Origin of the sequence: Thalassotalea sp. PP2-459 (assembly GCF_001913705.1) — a bacterium.
GTDB classification, from domain to species: Bacteria; Pseudomonadota; Gammaproteobacteria; order Enterobacterales; family Alteromonadaceae; genus Thalassotalea_C; species Thalassotalea_C hakodatensis.
This window is the reverse complement of record NZ_MKQD01000043.1, coordinates 72,302-88,383: the sequence shown is the minus strand read 5'-3', so window position 1 is coordinate 88,383 and position 16,082 is coordinate 72,302. Positions and strand designations below refer to the sequence as shown.

The 16,082-nt window shown below is 41.2% G+C and carries 16 protein-coding genes and 2 riboswitches; all 16 genes read right to left on the bottom strand.

Annotated features, from left to right (window positions below; genetic code table 11):
- Window positions 1-8: 8 nt before the first annotated feature.
- A riboswitch (cobalamin riboswitch) is annotated at window positions 9-168 on the bottom strand.
- A gap of 67 nt (window positions 169-235) precedes the next feature.
- The 16 genes from BI291_RS10220 to BI291_RS10145 all read right to left on the bottom strand — a co-directional run bounded on the left by BI291_RS10220 (window position 236) and on the right by BI291_RS10145 (window position 16,078).
- On the bottom strand, window positions 236-1,069 hold the full coding sequence (locus tag BI291_RS10220; RefSeq protein ID WP_074498691.1) for a cobalamin-binding protein: 834 nt from the start codon (window positions 1,067-1,069) through the stop codon (window positions 236-238).
- Window positions 1,070-1,074: 5 nt separating this feature from the next.
- Window positions 1,075-1,677 (bottom strand): cob(I)yrinic acid a,c-diamide adenosyltransferase, encoded by a 603-nt coding sequence (gene cobO, locus BI291_RS10215; protein WP_074498656.1) that lies wholly within the window; start codon window positions 1,675-1,677, stop codon window positions 1,075-1,077.
- On the bottom strand, window positions 1,670-3,157 hold the full coding sequence (locus BI291_RS10210) for a cobyric acid synthase (protein ID WP_074498655.1): 1,488 nt from the start codon (window positions 3,155-3,157) through the stop codon (window positions 1,670-1,672). The genes cobO and BI291_RS10210 overlap by 8 nt, the downstream gene beginning before the upstream one ends.
- The gene (locus BI291_RS10205) at window positions 3,157-3,837 is read right to left on the bottom strand and encodes a histidine phosphatase family protein (protein ID WP_074498654.1); all 681 of its coding nucleotides are present in this window, start codon (window positions 3,835-3,837) and stop codon (window positions 3,157-3,159) included. The genes BI291_RS10210 and BI291_RS10205 overlap by 1 nt, the downstream gene beginning before the upstream one ends.
- Window positions 3,830-4,393 (bottom strand): bifunctional adenosylcobinamide kinase/adenosylcobinamide-phosphate guanylyltransferase, encoded by a 564-nt coding sequence (gene cobU / locus BI291_RS10200; protein WP_074498653.1) that lies wholly within the window; start codon window positions 4,391-4,393, stop codon window positions 3,830-3,832. The genes BI291_RS10205 and cobU overlap by 8 nt, the downstream gene beginning before the upstream one ends.
- On the bottom strand, window positions 4,390-5,184 hold the full coding sequence (locus tag BI291_RS10195; RefSeq protein WP_074498652.1) for an adenosylcobinamide-GDP ribazoletransferase: 795 nt from the start codon (window positions 5,182-5,184) through the stop codon (window positions 4,390-4,392). Before BI291_RS10195 ends, cobU begins: the two co-directional genes overlap by 4 nt.
- Window positions 5,184-6,251 (bottom strand): nicotinate-nucleotide--dimethylbenzimidazole phosphoribosyltransferase, encoded by a 1,068-nt coding sequence (gene cobT / locus BI291_RS10190; protein WP_074498651.1) that lies wholly within the window; start codon window positions 6,249-6,251, stop codon window positions 5,184-5,186. Before cobT ends, BI291_RS10195 begins: the two co-directional genes overlap by 1 nt.
- Complete coding sequence (locus BI291_RS10185) at window positions 6,251-7,240, bottom strand: iron ABC transporter permease (RefSeq protein WP_074498650.1); 990 nt, start codon at window positions 7,238-7,240, stop codon at window positions 6,251-6,253. The genes cobT and BI291_RS10185 overlap by 1 nt, the downstream gene beginning before the upstream one ends.
- Complete coding sequence (locus BI291_RS10180) at window positions 7,240-8,010, bottom strand: ABC transporter ATP-binding protein (RefSeq protein ID WP_175573110.1); 771 nt, start codon at window positions 8,008-8,010, stop codon at window positions 7,240-7,242. Before BI291_RS10180 ends, BI291_RS10185 begins: the two co-directional genes overlap by 1 nt.
- Window positions 8,011-8,096: 86 nt before the next feature.
- A riboswitch (cobalamin riboswitch) is annotated at window positions 8,097-8,303 on the bottom strand.
- A gap of 137 nt (window positions 8,304-8,440) precedes the next feature.
- A complete protein-coding gene (locus BI291_RS10175; protein WP_074498648.1) occupies window positions 8,441-9,154 on the bottom strand; it encodes a gluconate 2-dehydrogenase subunit 3 family protein in 714 nt (237 codons plus the stop codon).
- Between the two features lies 1 nt (window position 9,155).
- Window positions 9,156-10,838 carry a GMC family oxidoreductase gene (locus BI291_RS10170; protein WP_074498647.1) on the bottom strand — a complete coding sequence of 561 codons (1,683 nt, stop codon included), beginning with the start codon at window positions 10,836-10,838 and terminating at the stop codon, window positions 9,156-9,158.
- A gap of 2 nt (window positions 10,839-10,840) precedes the next feature.
- Window positions 10,841-11,569 (bottom strand): DUF1080 domain-containing protein, encoded by a 729-nt coding sequence (locus BI291_RS10165; RefSeq protein WP_083602001.1) that lies wholly within the window; start codon window positions 11,567-11,569, stop codon window positions 10,841-10,843.
- Between the two features lie 24 nt (window positions 11,570-11,593).
- Window positions 11,594-12,448, bottom strand: a complete 855-nt coding sequence (locus BI291_RS10160) for a sugar phosphate isomerase/epimerase (protein WP_074498646.1) — start codon at window positions 12,446-12,448, stop codon at window positions 11,594-11,596.
- 17 nt (window positions 12,449-12,465) lie between these two features.
- Entirely contained in the window at window positions 12,466-14,199 is a 1,734-nt protein-coding gene (locus BI291_RS10155; protein WP_074498645.1) for a GMC oxidoreductase, read from the bottom strand.
- A gap of 40 nt (window positions 14,200-14,239) precedes the next feature.
- The gene (locus tag BI291_RS10150) at window positions 14,240-14,851 is read right to left on the bottom strand and encodes a gluconate 2-dehydrogenase subunit 3 family protein (RefSeq protein WP_074498644.1); all 612 of its coding nucleotides are present in this window, start codon (window positions 14,849-14,851) and stop codon (window positions 14,240-14,242) included.
- A gap of 18 nt (window positions 14,852-14,869) precedes the next feature.
- A complete protein-coding gene (locus BI291_RS10145; RefSeq protein ID WP_074498643.1) occupies window positions 14,870-16,078 on the bottom strand; it encodes a sugar MFS transporter in 1,209 nt (402 codons plus the stop codon).
- Window positions 16,079-16,082: the final 4 nt, after the last annotated feature.

The window sequence follows — 16,082 nt, the reverse complement described above, 5'->3', positions numbered from 1 at the left end:
ACAAGTAAAACTAAGTTAAAAATTTAGGCCGGTCTCCGGGCTGTTGATCAATGTAAAACCTAAAGGTTTTACATTGATCAATTTACCGTTGCGGGGGCAGCACAAGAATTTCACTTGTTTCCCTTGTTACTCAGTTTGTGACTAAGTGCCTAAATTTGTATTATTCTGACGACAACGTCAGAGGTTCGAAAGCAACTGTCGAATACCCAACAATTGCGTAGTAATTCCATTAAAACTATTGTCGATGCTTATCAATCAACCGACAAAGCGATGCTAATTCTGTAATCGAACGCGATGTCATGCGATACAACATATCTGCATTAGGATGAATAAAAGCATTCTGTTTTACCGCAGTAATGTCTGACCATTTTTTCCAATGAATTTTATCTGGAGATTGATGACCATGAGACGTTGGCTGAATAATGATCTCAGGTGACTTTACAATGACTTGCTCAATGTTTATTTGCGGATAATCGGTTTTACTATCTACAAATGGATTAGTCGCACCGCAAACCTGTATTTGTTGTTGTAACCATGCGTTTTTTGCGATAGTGGTTAAAGGTCTCGGCCATAACTCATAAAACATCGATATGGGCTTAGCATCTTTATATTCTGCTCTGATTTTAGCTAACGCAGTAAGGTAATCATTGGCTTTTTGATTCGCGATTTTAGTTAAACCTGTCCATTGCCCTAAATCTCTCAGCTCTTGTGCAACATCCTCAAGCACTAATGGATTTGAATAAACAATAGGAATACCAAACGTTGCTAACCGGGCTAAATCTTCACTCGGGTTCCCAGTTTTCCAGGCAATAATAAGGTCAGGATTTGCGGCGAGTACTTTTTCAATACTCAACGCTGCGTAATTACCAATACGCGGGATATCATTAGCTTGTTCTGGGAAATCAGCATGATCAGTGGTGCCGATAATACGATCACCAGCACCTATTTGAAAAAGGTTTTCAACAATATGCGGTGCTAACGCAATAATACGTTGAGCGGGTTTATCTAGGGTATTGGCAATACTCGCCGCACTAATAAACCACAGCAATGTAAAAACATACTTAGCCATTTGGATCACCAATCAATCCCTTTTTGTACTTTAATCCCTGCTTCAAAAGCATGTTTTTGAGATTGCACTTCTGAGACCGTATCAGCCATTTCTGTGAGTCGTCGATGTGCGGCTCGGCCAGTAACAATTACGTGTTGACCTTCAGGTCTGTTAGCGATGGTTTCGAGTACTTCATCAATGTCTAGGTAACGATAGCTGAGCATATAGGTTAATTCATCAAGTAATATGGTGTGAATACTTGGATCACTCAACAATTTTTTAGCGTCTTGCCATACTTTGTTTGCAGCGGCCATATCCGCTTCTTTATTTTGTGTTTCCCACGTGAAGCCTGTTTTCATGACATAAAACGGTACGCCTGACTTTTCCAATAAATTTCGTTCACCGCACTCCCATGTCCCTTTGATAAACTGACATACTGCAGCGGATAACCCGTGGCCCACGCTGCGCGTTATCATGCCGAAACCTGAAGTAGATTTTCCTTTACCATTACCGGTGATCACTAACAACAGGCCTTTATCGTCTTGCGCTGCGGCAATGCGTGCGTCTACTTTTTCTTTTAGCTTTTGTTGGCGTGCTTTATGTTTTTCTTGCTTATCTTGTTCATTCATTGTGCTGTCTCCAATGTATTAGTGCTGTTTCTATTTTGTCTAATGCGAGATATTGCTCACATGTATCGGCTAATCGCTCAATAGCGTGTTCTTGTATCTCATCAAGTGACGTTGCTTCAGATATTGTCACTTGGCACCATGAAGCGAGTTGTTCAATGGCATTTTTACTGTCCCAGATACCATGTAAATAACCACCTGCTATTTGTTGATCATCACTTATCAACCCTTGCGGCTCATCATTTATTGTCATTAATGCAGGTAAATCAGTCAGATAAGTAGTTTCACCTAAGTGAATTTCATAACCTTCAATGATTTTATCTTCCCCCGCTAAATGTAATATTGCTTGTTGATTTGCGAGTGTTTTACGTCGTTGTAATGTTGTAACTATCGGTAATAAACCAAGCCCTTCGCTGCTACCCGCCTTACCTTCTAAGCCAAGAGGATCATTAATCTTATGCCCTAGCATTTGAAAGCCACCACATATACCAAATAGCTTTCCGCCGTAGCGTAAATGTTTATTAATTTGTCGGTCCCAGCCTTGGTTTTTAATGAAGGCTAAATCTTCGCGAGTATTTTTACTGCCGGCTAGAATAATTAGATCTGCCTCAGGTAATGGTGTTTTAGCAATTTCAGAGGCATAGACAAAGGTTAAATCTATTTCAGGGTGAATTCTCAACGCGTCAAAGTCATTGTGATTACTCATTCGTGGCGTAACAGGTACAATCACTTTTAATTTCGTATTTTCAATATCTTGAATATTACTTACCGCATCTTCCGCGGCAATATGTAAACCATGAATATAAGGAAGAACGCCTAGAACCGGCTTATCGGTGTAGTTTTCTAGCCACGTTAGCCCTGGCTCTAGTAACGATATATCGCCACGAAAGCGATTAATAACAAAGCCGATAACACGTTGCTGTTCACTTTCGCTTAACAGCGCCAATGTACCTACTAAGTGAGCAAATACGCCGCCTTTATCAATATCTGCAATAATGATTACAGGGCAGTCAGCGGCTTCCGCAAAGCCCATGTTAGCAATATCCCCTTCACGAAGGTTTATTTCTGCTGGGCTACCCGCGCCTTCTACCACAATACGTGAAAAGCTTTTTTCTAATCGTGCATGAGAAGCCATCACGGCATTAAACGCAATTTTTTTATAATCGTGATATTGATCAGCATTCATATTGTCGAATACTTGACCATGTATAATCACTTGCGCATTTTTATCAGACTGCGGTTTTAATAATATCGGATTAAAATCTACGGATAACGGTACGTTAGCAGCATGAGCTTGAACCGCTTGCGCTCGACCAATCTCACCACCGTCAGGCGTTACCGCACTATTTAACGCCATATTTTGTGGCTTAAACGGCGCAACATGTAAACCTTGCCGCGCATACACTCGGCAAAGCGCTGCAACCAACGTTGTTTTACCCGCGTCACTGGTTGTGCCTTGTACCATTAAGGTTTTTGCCGCCATTAGCGAGCCTCCAGCAAAACATCAGGTAATGTTGATGAATGATCAATACCCTGTTGGTGAATAGGACGAGCAATATAGTTAACCCTACACTGACTTTCCTTTATGCGTATTTTGGTTAAACTGCCATAGCCAATAGAAAGTTGCGTATACCAAAGCGGGTTCCGTACATTGATATTGAGCACAGCGGCTAAAATCATCCGTATAACCCCGCCATGACAAACCACTAATATATCGTCTTGTTGTTGACTCGCTTGTTCTACTATCCTTTGCCATGCTTGATTAACGCGATAGGAAAAGCCCGTTAACAACTCGGCCTCAGGCAATGGATGCTGTACAGGGTCTCGCCAAAATCGTTCTAACGGTTGCCATTGCTCAGGCTGTTGATAAACATTATCAAACGCAACGCCATCATAACGCCCAAAATGCATTTCTTGAATGGCGGGTTCCATACTCGGTGCAGGTAATGATAAAGCGTGTGTAAGTTTTGTCGCTAAAGTTTTACAGCGCATTAACGGAGAACTAATAACATGAGAGCATTTGCCTGACCGTTGTTGCTCATACGCTTTAAATTGCGTTACTAAGTGTTGATTATCAACATCACTAACCGCAACATCAGTTGTGCCATAAAGGGCAGCTTCGCCCTGAACTTTGCCATGCCTCAATAATATAACGTTAGCCACTAATCGCTCCTTTTAGGGTTAACGGTAATCCTGCCGTCACTAAGGTGACTTGTTGTGCCGTCGCTGCCACTTTTTGATTTAACCAGCCAGCGTGATCAACAAATAACCTTGATTGTTCTCCCATCGGCACAATGCCAAGCCCTACTTCATTGGCTACCACGACAAGGGTTAATCTTGTTTGATGCTCTGATAACGTTAAGAGTAATTGTTCAATAGCGTGAGATAAATGTTGCGCTTTTTGCTCACGTGTATTGGTTTTATTTTCAACACTCATTAACACATTTGTCAGCCACAAAGTTAAACAATCAATTAACACAACGCTATTATCCGGTATGTTTTGCAACGCTTGATCGATTTTAATGGGGTATTCACATAGATGCCAATCGTCAGATAATCTATCTTGTTGGTGTTTAGCAATTCTCTCTGTCATTTCGGTATCATAAGCTTGTGCAGTAGCAAGGTAATATCGCGGCAGATCACCATATTTATTGAGTATCCATTGTTCTGAAAAGCGAGACTTGCCACTTCGCGCACCGCCAAGGATCAAATGAATCATTGCGCGCCACCTATGGCAAACGCGACAATTAATAAATAGATAATTAATTCAACAAGTTGTTGGCAAGCGCCTAAACAGTCGCCAGTAAAGCCCCCAATACGTGCTATTAACCAACGGCGAAACAAAACACGAAAAATGTACAAGGTAAACAACAGAGAAATTACAAAAGTAAAAGAGAAAAGAACATTCGGTAAAAAGAAAAAGGGCACTACGGCAACCAATAACACGAATAAACAATCTTTTTGCGTTTGTTGCTGAGCCAAAGGCTTGCTTTTACTATCAGATTCTTCACTGACATAAGGGGTATCAATTATTAAGCTTGCTGCTATCGCTCTCGAGCAAGCATGAGCTAGAAATAAAGAGAATATAATAAGTGCTGCATTTGCTAAATGTACCAGCACTACATACTTTAATAGCATCACTAAAAATAGACTAATCGCGCCATACGTACCTAAACGACTATCTTTCATAATAGCGAGTCGAGATGAAATCGTGTAACCACCGCCTATACCATCAGCCATATCAGCAAGGCCATCTTCATGAAATGCGCCAGTGAGCAAAACACTAACAATTAACAGTAAAACAACGGCTAAATTAACAGGGAAAAACGTCACTAAAATACTAAACACAGCGCTCAATATGGCTGCAACCAGTAAACCAACTAACGAAAAATAACGCGTTGCTTGATTGAGATCAGATTCTTGAAAATCAGCGATATTACCCACAGGAATTCGCGTAAAAAATTGACAAGCAAGCTTAAACAAACGCCATTGTTTGCTGGTGTTTAGCATTAAACCGTCACTCCTGCACTTTCGAAACTCGCCATGTCATTATAAAAACTTACGGCGGCTTGCAGTAGTGGAAACGCCAAAGTTGCCCCCGTACCTTCTCCTAGTCTTAAAGCTAACTGTAATAATGGCTTTGCGTGGAATTGTTCAACGATCCGTTGATGCGCATGTTCATTCGATTGATGCGCAAAAATCAGATAATCAGTGATTTCAGGGGCTATTCTTTGTGCCACTAGGGCTGCTACGCTAACAATAAAACCATCCACTAACACTGGCACTCTTTGCTCTGCGCTCGCGATTATCGCACCAGCAATATGAATGATTTCAAATCCCCCTAGCTCAGCCAGTATCTTTTTTATGTTCGCATGGTCTTCTTGGTCTGCCAGGCGTGTTAATCCTTTCTTAATAAGTTGCTTTTTAAGCGCGAACTGTTCTGCTGTAATACCAGTGCCTAGGCCTACGGATTGCTCGACAGGTATATTAAGTAATGCCGACATTAATGCCGAGGCAGCACTCGTATTTGCAATTCCCATTTCGCCAAAAATTAAGACATTACAACCTTGCTTAATCGCACGTTTTGCAATGTTACCTCCTGCAGATAAGCCGTCATTCACCTGTGTGATGGTCATTGCTGCTTGCTCGCTAATATCGAATGTTCCTGGGCCTAAACGTGACTCAAAAAAGTTATCGTGCTCTTCCTGTAACGCATCAGGTAACGGTGTACAGATACCAGTATCCACTACGCTAAAATCAATATTATAGCTACGGCAAAAACAATTAATGGCAGCACCACCATTAAGGAAATTTAACACCATTTGATAAGTTACATCACTAGGCGCAATACTTACACCTTGACAAGCAATACCGTGATCGCCAGCAAAAACAATGACCTGAGGCTTTAATGTATCGAGTTTTTGCCACCTGCCAGAACGGTTACTTTGTATAGTAGCCAATCTCTTGGCAAGTTGTTCAATCACTCCTAACGCACCAAGAGGTTTTGTTTTTTGATCAATTTTATCGGTGATTTGTGGCAAATATTGCTGCGTTAATACAGGGACATTCGTTATCATTACATTCTTCTCATTAAAAATAGAAAAAACACGCTACCAATCACAGAAGTGATCACACCAATAGGTAATTCTTGCCCTGGTAAAATAGTTCGAGAGATTACGTCAACCCAAATTAAGAAGCAGCCTCCAACTAAGCCTGCACACAGCATGAGTTTCGCTAGGGTAAAACCAAAAAATGGCCTTACGATATGCGGTATCATTAATCCGACAAAACCAATTCCACCACAGTAAGCGACAACAACCGCCGTCATTGCAGCACAAATGCACAATGAAAGTACTCGAACTACATCAACATTGACACCGAGCGTTCTTGCCCCTTCGTCGCTCAATAACAACGCATCTAATTGTCTTGAAAACATCAAGGTAATAAAGGTACATATAAAAATGATAGGTGCAATAAGAGCAATAGCGTCATAATTAGCGCGTGCTAGTGATCCCATCATCCAAAAAATCACCCGATTAGCTTCAAACGCTTCACCGAAATACAAGATAAAACTGGTAATGGCGCTCAATAAGAAAGATACGGCAACCCCTGCTAACAATAAATGTTCAACTCGACGCCAGTTATTATTCATCAGAATAGTCATGACAATAAACACAGCAGAAAGTGCACCTATGAAGGCGGCTAATGGTAATGAAAATGCTTGTAAATATTCAGGTAATAAGCTTGAAATAGTGGCCCCTAGACCAGCACCAGCAACAATACCAAAAAGATAAGGATCAGCTAACGGGTTACGAGTCACATTTTGCATTAACGCCCCAGCGCCAGCTAAAGCAAAACCCGCTAAAAAGCCCATAAGCACTCTAGGCAATCGAATATCCAGTAAAATAGTTTGATAAATTGGTTGTTGGCATTGCGCACTTACACATTGCCAAACTTGGGAGAAGCCAATTTCCGTGGTACCAAAGCCCATTGATAATAACAATGACAACAACACTAAAATGACCAATACCAATAAACCAGGTATAAAAGGCAGCCGAGTATCCATTAGCCTTGCCCCCCAAAGGTAACCCGCAGCTTTCCGGTTATTGGATTGTTATCAACTACGCATGGAATTTTAAATACCTGCTCTAGCAGATTTTCTTTCAAGACCTTTTCAGGGGTATCAAACGCTAACACGGTTCCTTCTGACATCAACATAATGCGATCACAATATAGGGCTGCTAGATTGAGATCATGAATGCTCATCACCAAGGTTAAATCAAGCGCTTTAACAATAGATAAAATTTGATGCTGATAGAAAATGTCTAAATGGTTAGTGGGTTCATCCATAATTAATATTTCAGGTTGTTGCACAATCGCACGTGCAATAAAGCAACGTTGTTGTTCACCACCTGAAAGTGTATTGAAAGCTTGGTGTTTTTTATTTTTAAGATCTACTTGTTCGATGGCTTGATGCAATAATTGATAGTCTGCTTGGGTGTTAAGATCAAAGTACTGTTTATGTGGTATCAAGCCCATTTTTACCACATCAAGCACTGATAAATTAAATACCGCTTCACGGTGTTGGCTAACCACTGAAATTTTTCGCGCTATTTCGCGACGATTAAATGCAGCTAGCGCCGTTTCTGATAAGGTGACGTTACCTGATTGCGGAATATGTTCTCGATAGAGACATTTTAAAAAAGAAGTTTTACCTGCGCCATTGGGGCCTAAAATACCAATCGTTTCGCCGAGGTTCGCGGTAAAATCAATCCCATTAAGAATTAGTTTACTGTCTACAGACCATACTAAATTTTCCGCGCTTAAATGTAACAAAACACCTATACCTTTAAATAGATGTGCGGAAAATTAGGTTATTAATAGCAATGCTGTGTAATAACTCAACTATGTTACCCGCACAGTTAGTAATGTATTTTCATGGCAGGTCTCCTGACTCTTAGGGATCACCCAAATTTCACCTTCCCAGTGGTATACCAGTGGTTCTGAAATTCAGCCCTAAATACAGTTGCGGGAACAGTTGTGGACTTACACCACATTCCCTTTTAAGCCTTTATTATCAACGAATTATAATCGTAAATTAAATAGGCACCGTAAAAATTTCGGCTACTCTAGCATAGTATCTAAATGAACGCCAGAAACTAGATGTATAGACGTCTATAACACTGTATAGATAAGTATGCAGCCAGTAGAGTAACTGACTGCATAAATTAAGAAACAGAACTTTGTTAAATATAGTGTAGAAAATTTAAAGAGATAACCCTAATTGTTTAACCACCTGTGCTAAGTGTGTCATGGCTTCTTCCGTTGGTCCTGGGTAATCCCCCATAATAGGTACGTTACCCATATATCCAATGTCTTTCATGCCTGCGGGGCTAGAATAGAAAGCCGCCAACACTAACGATCTAAAACGTGAAAACGCCGGAATAATGCGTGTATAGGCTTCATTGACGTCTTCTCGTTCAAACGCGATATCATCAATAATTTGTAGACGCTTTTGTTCGGTTAAATTGATAAATGATTGTTCAAACCTCAATTGAGCTTCGTCATCTATCCACGTTAACGCTGATAAAATCGTTAATCGATCGTGCTGCTGCCGAGTATAAGGTGCACTAACCCATTCATCCACCACATCAGGCACGCCAACTTCGCTACCTGAAGGCACTGTACCTTCTCGTGGCACAATAATATCGGCTAATACCGCAACAAGGGTTAATTGCTCTGCTGTCAAGGTTTTCGGCCACGGTGATTTAGGCGGGATCAGTAAATTTGGATCTTTACCGTAACCTTTAGCATTAATGGGCGACAACGTTAGCTTGGGCCAGTGCCCTTTCCCAGTATTTTTTTCAGCAGCTATAGTGAGCGCACTAACACTATTAGGAATTAACGTGCTAGCAGACAATGCACCAACCCATTTTAATGATTCTCGACGACTGAGTTTTACTTGGTATTTGCTAGTCATCTTAAAGCGCCCCTTTGTTCATTTGCTCAGAAAGCCACGTTGCATTTCGCATCGCTAATGTCATGATGGTTAATGTACAGTTTTTGTGTGGATTTGACGCAAATACACCGGCGTCCATGACAAATAAGTTATCGCAATCCCACGTTTGTCCCCATTGGTTTGTCACAGAATCTTTGGGCGAATCGCCCATTCTTGTCGCGCCTACCTCATGAATTATTTGTCCACCTTTCAAAATAGCTTTTTCAGCAGAAGGCAATGGATAGTCAAACGTTGCTCCCATGGTTTCTAATATTTCTTTTGCGGTTTTTAAACCATGAGCCACTTGATTCAATTCATGTTTTGACCACTTCCAATGAAACTTGGCAACGGGAATTCCCCATTTGTCTTTAACGTTATCGTCAATTTCCATGTAACAATGTTCATTTGGCAACATTTCACCCCGCAAGCTCAAATAAACCGACGAGCCATATTTGTCTCTTACCTGTTGCTTTAATGCCTTACCGTAACCTTGCAACCCTGAACTTACACCAGAACCTGGCTGACCAAAACCACTGCCAATTTCAAAGTGATAGCCTCTTGGGAAATCAAGTTCGCCTTTTTCTTGTGCTTTGTGCCCCCACCAAGGAATAAATAAATGATTAGCAGTATGACCATCCTCATTATACCTTGGTCTTCCAGCTAAAGCGGGAATATAGGCTCCTAAGCCAGTGCCTGTTGAGTCCATAATATTACGCCCTAGCTGGCCACTTGAATTAGCCAAGCCACTTGGGTGATGCTTACTTTTGGAGTTGAGCATAATACGTGCTGATTCACAGGCACTTGCTGCTAAAATAACGACATTAGCGGTTAAGCATGTTTCAGTCTTTGTTTTTTTATCAACATAACAAACACCGGTTACTTTACCGTGTTGATCAACTGTCACATTCTTAACCATTGCATCAGTAACAACCTCTAAATTACCTGTTGCTTTCGCCATAGGAATTAATGAAGTTGTGGTTTGAAACGCTGCGCCAATAGAACAACCACGACCGCACGGAGTAGCATAAAAACACGCTTGTCTATCATCTTTAGCACGTGTTAATACCGCTCGATGCATTGGCGCGGTTGGTATGCCTAATTTTTTTGCCGCGGCAGCAATTAACAATTCAGGCACTCTTGGTTTGGGCGGAGGTTGAAGTACACCGTCAGATGAATCTGGCATATCATCTAACCCAGTATTGGTGCCGCATACCCCAACTAAGTATTCTGTTTTATCATACCAAGGTGCTAAATCCGAGTATTCAATTGGCCAATCAGCGCCCAATCCGTCGCGTGATTTACCTTTAAAATCATGTTCACTAAAACGTAATGAATACCGCCCCCAGTGATTTGTTCGGCCACCCAACATACGTGCTCGCCACCATAAAAAATCAGAACCTTCACCGGTAGTGTATGGTTCACCAGGCACACTCCAACCGCCATCAACCGTTGCATCATAAAAACCAAAGTCTTTATCAACGTTACCAGCGCCCATTAATGGCGCTTCACCATTGGTTTTAAACATGGGTGTTTCTGTTTTAGGGTCATAATCTCGGCCCGCTTCTAGCATTAACACGCGGTGCCCAGCTTGTGTTAGTACATAAGCAGCCATTGCGCCACCCGCACCAGAGCCCACTACGATTACTGGATGCTTTTTATCTTTCATGACTAAAGCTCTTTAATTTTGATATTTCTAAATGACACAACATCGCCATGATCTTGTAAACCAATATAGCCATTCGCTTGTTCACCAAAGCCTTGCCATGTGGCAAACTTACTATTAGCTACTAGCCCATTCCATCTATCACTACCCATAACGATATCCGTGGTTTTCACTTGATTTTGCCAGACCTCTAAATGCCCTTCATTTACACGTATCCTTACGCTATTCCACTCTCCTGCTAGTTTGTGCGAACTGTCTGGCGAGGCAATCATGTCGTATAATGAACCTGAACGATGCGTCGGATCTTTTCTATCACTGTGCTTTAAGTTATCAAGAATTTGAATTTCTGGTGCGCGAGAATAGACATACTTCCCTTTTTCGTCGACACGAATAAAAATGCCACTGTTGCCTGCTTCAGAAATACGCCAATCAAGTTTTAATTCAAAATTTTCATAAGGGGTTTGTGTAATAATATCTCCACCCCCTTTGCCAGTTAAGGTAAGTGTATCGTCAATTACTTGCCATTGTTCACTCAGTGTTTTTTGTTGGTAGTTTCGCCATTGTGAAGCTTGTTTACCGTCAAACAACAATTGCCAGCCAGCTTGTTTTTCAGCATCAGTTAATTGATTATTAGTTTCAGCCATTGCGGACGATGAAAATAGTAAACACGCTGTTGTAATTAAAACGGCTTTGAAATTATGTGTTACTTGATGCATTCCACGTATTTTTGTCATTATCATGTGCTCTTATGTCCTTTATTATAATTGCTTAAGTACTTTTTCTAAGCCTCTTTTCGATTGCTGAACAGCTTCCATCGGAGTCAGGCCGTTTGGATATTCTTCTTGCTCTACAACTATCCAAAGTGTTCCACCTACTGCTATGTTCGCTTTAGTTAGTGCTAGCCAATCAATAGTGTCTTTACCTATGATCGGTAGTTTCCCTTTAGTGCCTTCAGGTAATTTTACTTTGTAGTGTGTTGTTAATGTTCTTCCTGGATAGCGTTTTACGTATTCAACAGGGTCTTTGCCAGCATAAGTTGTCCAACCAACATCTTGCTGCAACACTACGTCCTGTGAAGTGTTTTCTGCAATGTAATCCCAATAGGTTGTTCCCTCAAAGCTGTTAAATTCTTGATCGTGATTATGAAAGCCAATACGCATCCCATGAGGTTTTAACTGAACGCTTAAGTCATTTAATAAGCTAACCACTTCTTTCACACCTTCTGGATGCCACGCTCTTTCATCCCACGGCACAATTAACATAGATACGCCCGCGGCTTTATAAAATGCGACCGTATCAGCAAAGTTTTGTTTATTCAGTTGTTCAAATCCTAAGTGTGCGCCACTAGCCGCTAGGTTTTTAGCCTTTAAGAACGCTTTCAACCCTTCTGGATTATTTTCAAAAGGACCGAAGCTTTCTGCAAACTCAACGCCTTGAAACCCCATATTAGCAAGTGATGATATGGTTTGTTTAAAAGACGATTTAATATCGTCTTTCACCGACCATAACTGCACGCTTATTTTAGGAACTACGCTGTTTTCTTGATGCCCCAGAGCAGCTTGACTTACAAAAGGTAAACAGGCACACATTAGGGTAACTAGCTTATTTTTCATGGTTTATTCCTTATTATTTAAATTCGTTTAGCGTTCATTTCTTTTACGGCATAATCAACAGCTCTTGCAGTTAGTGCCATAAACGTTAACGAAGGGTTTACGACCGCAGATGAGCAAAAACTCGCGCCGTCTGTAACAAATAAGTTCGCTATATCATGTGTTTGGTTAAAACCGTTCAGTACCGAATTTTTCGGATCGCGCCCCATGCGCGCAGTACCTACTTCATGAATGGCTAATCCTGGTGGTGCACCGTCAATTGAGTTATAACTTTGCACGTCTTTTAAACCCGCTTTAAGTAACATATCTCTAGCTGTTTCTTCAGCATCAGCCATCATAGCAATTTCATTTTCTGACCACGTACAATCGATATGTAATTGCGGTATACCCCATTTGTCTTTTTTCGTTGAATGTAACGCTACATGGTTTTCAAAACGCGGTAACATTTCACCTTGCGCCATTAAATTGAAATACCAGTCACCCGCTTGGGTGAGCCTTTGTTTAAATCCAACACCTATGCCTTTACTATTAGCGGCGCCTTTCCAGCCACCTCGACCAGCGCCACCAGCTAGCGCATACCCTCTTACATAATGATCTTTATAGCGCTTTGGCTCAAACTGAAAGTTTGGAATATAAATATTGGTAGGTCTTCTGCCTGATACGGTTTCATCTTCAAAGCCTTCAACGCGACCAAAAGCACCCGCGTTATAATTATGATCCATCAAATAATGCCCTAGTGTGCCAGAGCTATTGGCAATGCCATTAGGGAACTTTTTCGAAGTCGAATTAAGCATGATCTGCGTTGTACCAAGCGTAGATGCACACAAAAACACTACCTTTGCGTAATATTCGCGGGTTGATAAGTCATCATTATCAATCACCCGTACCCCTTTTACACGATTGGTTTTTTCATCATAAATTAAACTATGAACTACGCTATTAGGCGCAATATGTAAGTTTCCTGTTTTAGCCGCAGCCGGCAGCGTAGAGCTTTGTGTTGAAAAATAAGCACCAAAAGAACAGCCCTTTTGACATTCATTTCTAGCTTGGCACTGTACTCTACCTTGTGAATAATGAAGTTCAGTAGGTTTAGTTAAATGAGCGGTGCGGCCCATTATCATCGGTCGTTCTGGAAATAGTTTTGCAAATTTATTTTTCAGCATTATTTCCGGCGAACTAAAGTCAAAAGGAGGCAAGAATTCACTGTCTGGTAATTGAGGTAAACCATCATAATTACCTGAAATACCTGCATGCTTTTCAACATGTGAATACCAAGGAGCAATATCGTCATAGCGAATAGGCCAATCATTGCCATGACCATCTAACTTATTGGCATTAAAATCATAGTCGCTGAACCGATATGATTGTCGATGCCAAAGCAGTGACTTTCCGCCTAACTGATTAGCACGTATCCAACTAAAATTAGTGCCTTTTTTCGTACTGTAAGGCAAGTCTTTGTCATTACCGAAAAAATGTTTAGTACCATCGTGAAAAGCGTAACACTGTTGTTGCACTTTATATTGCTCTTCCACTAACAGATTATCGACCTTCATGCGGTTAGGGTATTGCCAAACACCCTTGCCTTCTGTAGGGTAATCTTTTCTATGTTCGACAATGCGACCACGCTCGATCATCAGTGTTTTAAGCCCGCGTTCACATAACTCTTTTGCTGCCCAACCGCCACTGACACCAGAGCCAACAACCAGTGCATCATAGATATGATCACTTTGTTGAATATATATATCTTGTTGCATAGCTAACCTCTTAACAACGCTAAACCCGTGCCAAATTTATTTAATAATAAGCAAGTGAGCCGTATGTTTTCCCCACTGAGTCATAAGGCACTGAACCTTTAAATCCTCCAGGAACTGCTTGATAGGCTAAGACCTCAGTTGCCCCAACCTCTGTCGTAAAATAGCCAAAAACGATCAACGCCTTCAAGTCACTAAACTGCTGTTGATGTTTCTCAGTGAAACTCATAGCACCGGACTCAATACTTTCTAATATCTGAACTTTTTGAATAGCCGTAAGTTGATAAAACTCAGCTGTATGTAGCTGCTTTGCTTTAGCATTAATCACATCAATAATCGCCAAAGCATTTACTTGTTCAGTTTTTTGATGGCAAGTAACTAATTGATGGTCAACAAAGCCATGTACGTTAAGTTGTGCAGCACTAGGCGTATCAGTTTCAGGGATAATCGTTGAGCAAACGGCACTAAGTACATTAAATTGTTGTTTAGTAAATAATTTACGTGCCTGTACCCCAGTTTTCTGTTGAAAAGACATCGCAGACGCTAGCGCATTTCCCGCAGTTAAGTGCGCGACAGTGCTGGCACCCAACAATGCTGACAAACCTTTAACAAAGGTACGTTTACTCGTTGATTTTAGTAAAATATTGTTACTCATACTTTCCCCAACCTTGCTTTATTCTGTCGCATGTTTACGTTTTCGCATGTATAAGGTCAACCCAGCGAATGCCACAATAAGAATAACTGGGAAAATAGACAAGTTAGCCAATGCTGCTTGACCTGCAACAAGTTCAGCCATTTGCGGATCAGGGTTTTCAAGCAAAGCGGCTTGTCTCGCATCATCAATCCACTGACCAATAAACGGGTTCCACATACTGACGGCAAACATGCCTGCTCCCCCCATGATCGACATACCTAAAGCACCTGACTGAGGAATGTTTTCAGCGACAAAGCCGATCATCGTTGGCCAAAAATACGTAACACCCAAGGCAAAAATTAAGGCACATAAATAAACGGCACCGCCTGTGGCAACACTCATGGCATAAATACCAATAGTGGTCATTACTGCTGAGCCAAGTAAGACACCTGATGGATTTAAACGATGGACTAATGGTCCTGCAAAATAACGGCCCACTGCCATAACACCGGTAATAAGTGCCATAATTAGCATAGGCGATGCACCCGATGCACCTAAAATTCGCTCAATCCACTGCTGTGTACCTAGCTCGCTTGTTGCCGTTAAGGTCATACAAAACGCCATAAATAAAAACAAGGGTGAAAACAGTCCTTTAATGTTTTTACGCGTTGATGTTTCAATATTATCGCTTTGCGGAAATTGATGGCTGAACATTAAAAAACCATAAATAAGCGTTGGCACGATCATGATCGCTATTTGAATTTGCCAGCCGATGCCCGCATCGGTAAATAATTTTGAAATAAGCGCCCCAATAACAATACCGCCTGGGAACCACACATGAAAACGATTAAGCATAGTGGTTTGGTTTTTATGATACATATCGGCAATCATAGGGTTACAGCCAGCTTCAACCGCACCATTCGCAAAACCGATACAGAAGGTTGAAATTAGCAACGTCCAAAAGCCATCCGCTGAAATGGTCAGCAATAAGCCAACAAGATGACCAACAAAAGCAATGAGTACGAGTTTTTTTGCGCCTAAGTAGTTATAAAGTAAGCCGCCAAACATCATCGCCACTGGAAAGCCCAAGAAAGCCATGGCATTAATCCAGCCAAGCTCTGCATCCGTTAGTGCAAACTCTTGGCTTAATTGCGTTAAAATACCCGCCCTGATAGCAAAGGTCATTGCGGTAACGATCAACGCTAAGCAACAGGCAGTAAAAAGCGTATTTTTATTTATTGTTTTCATACTC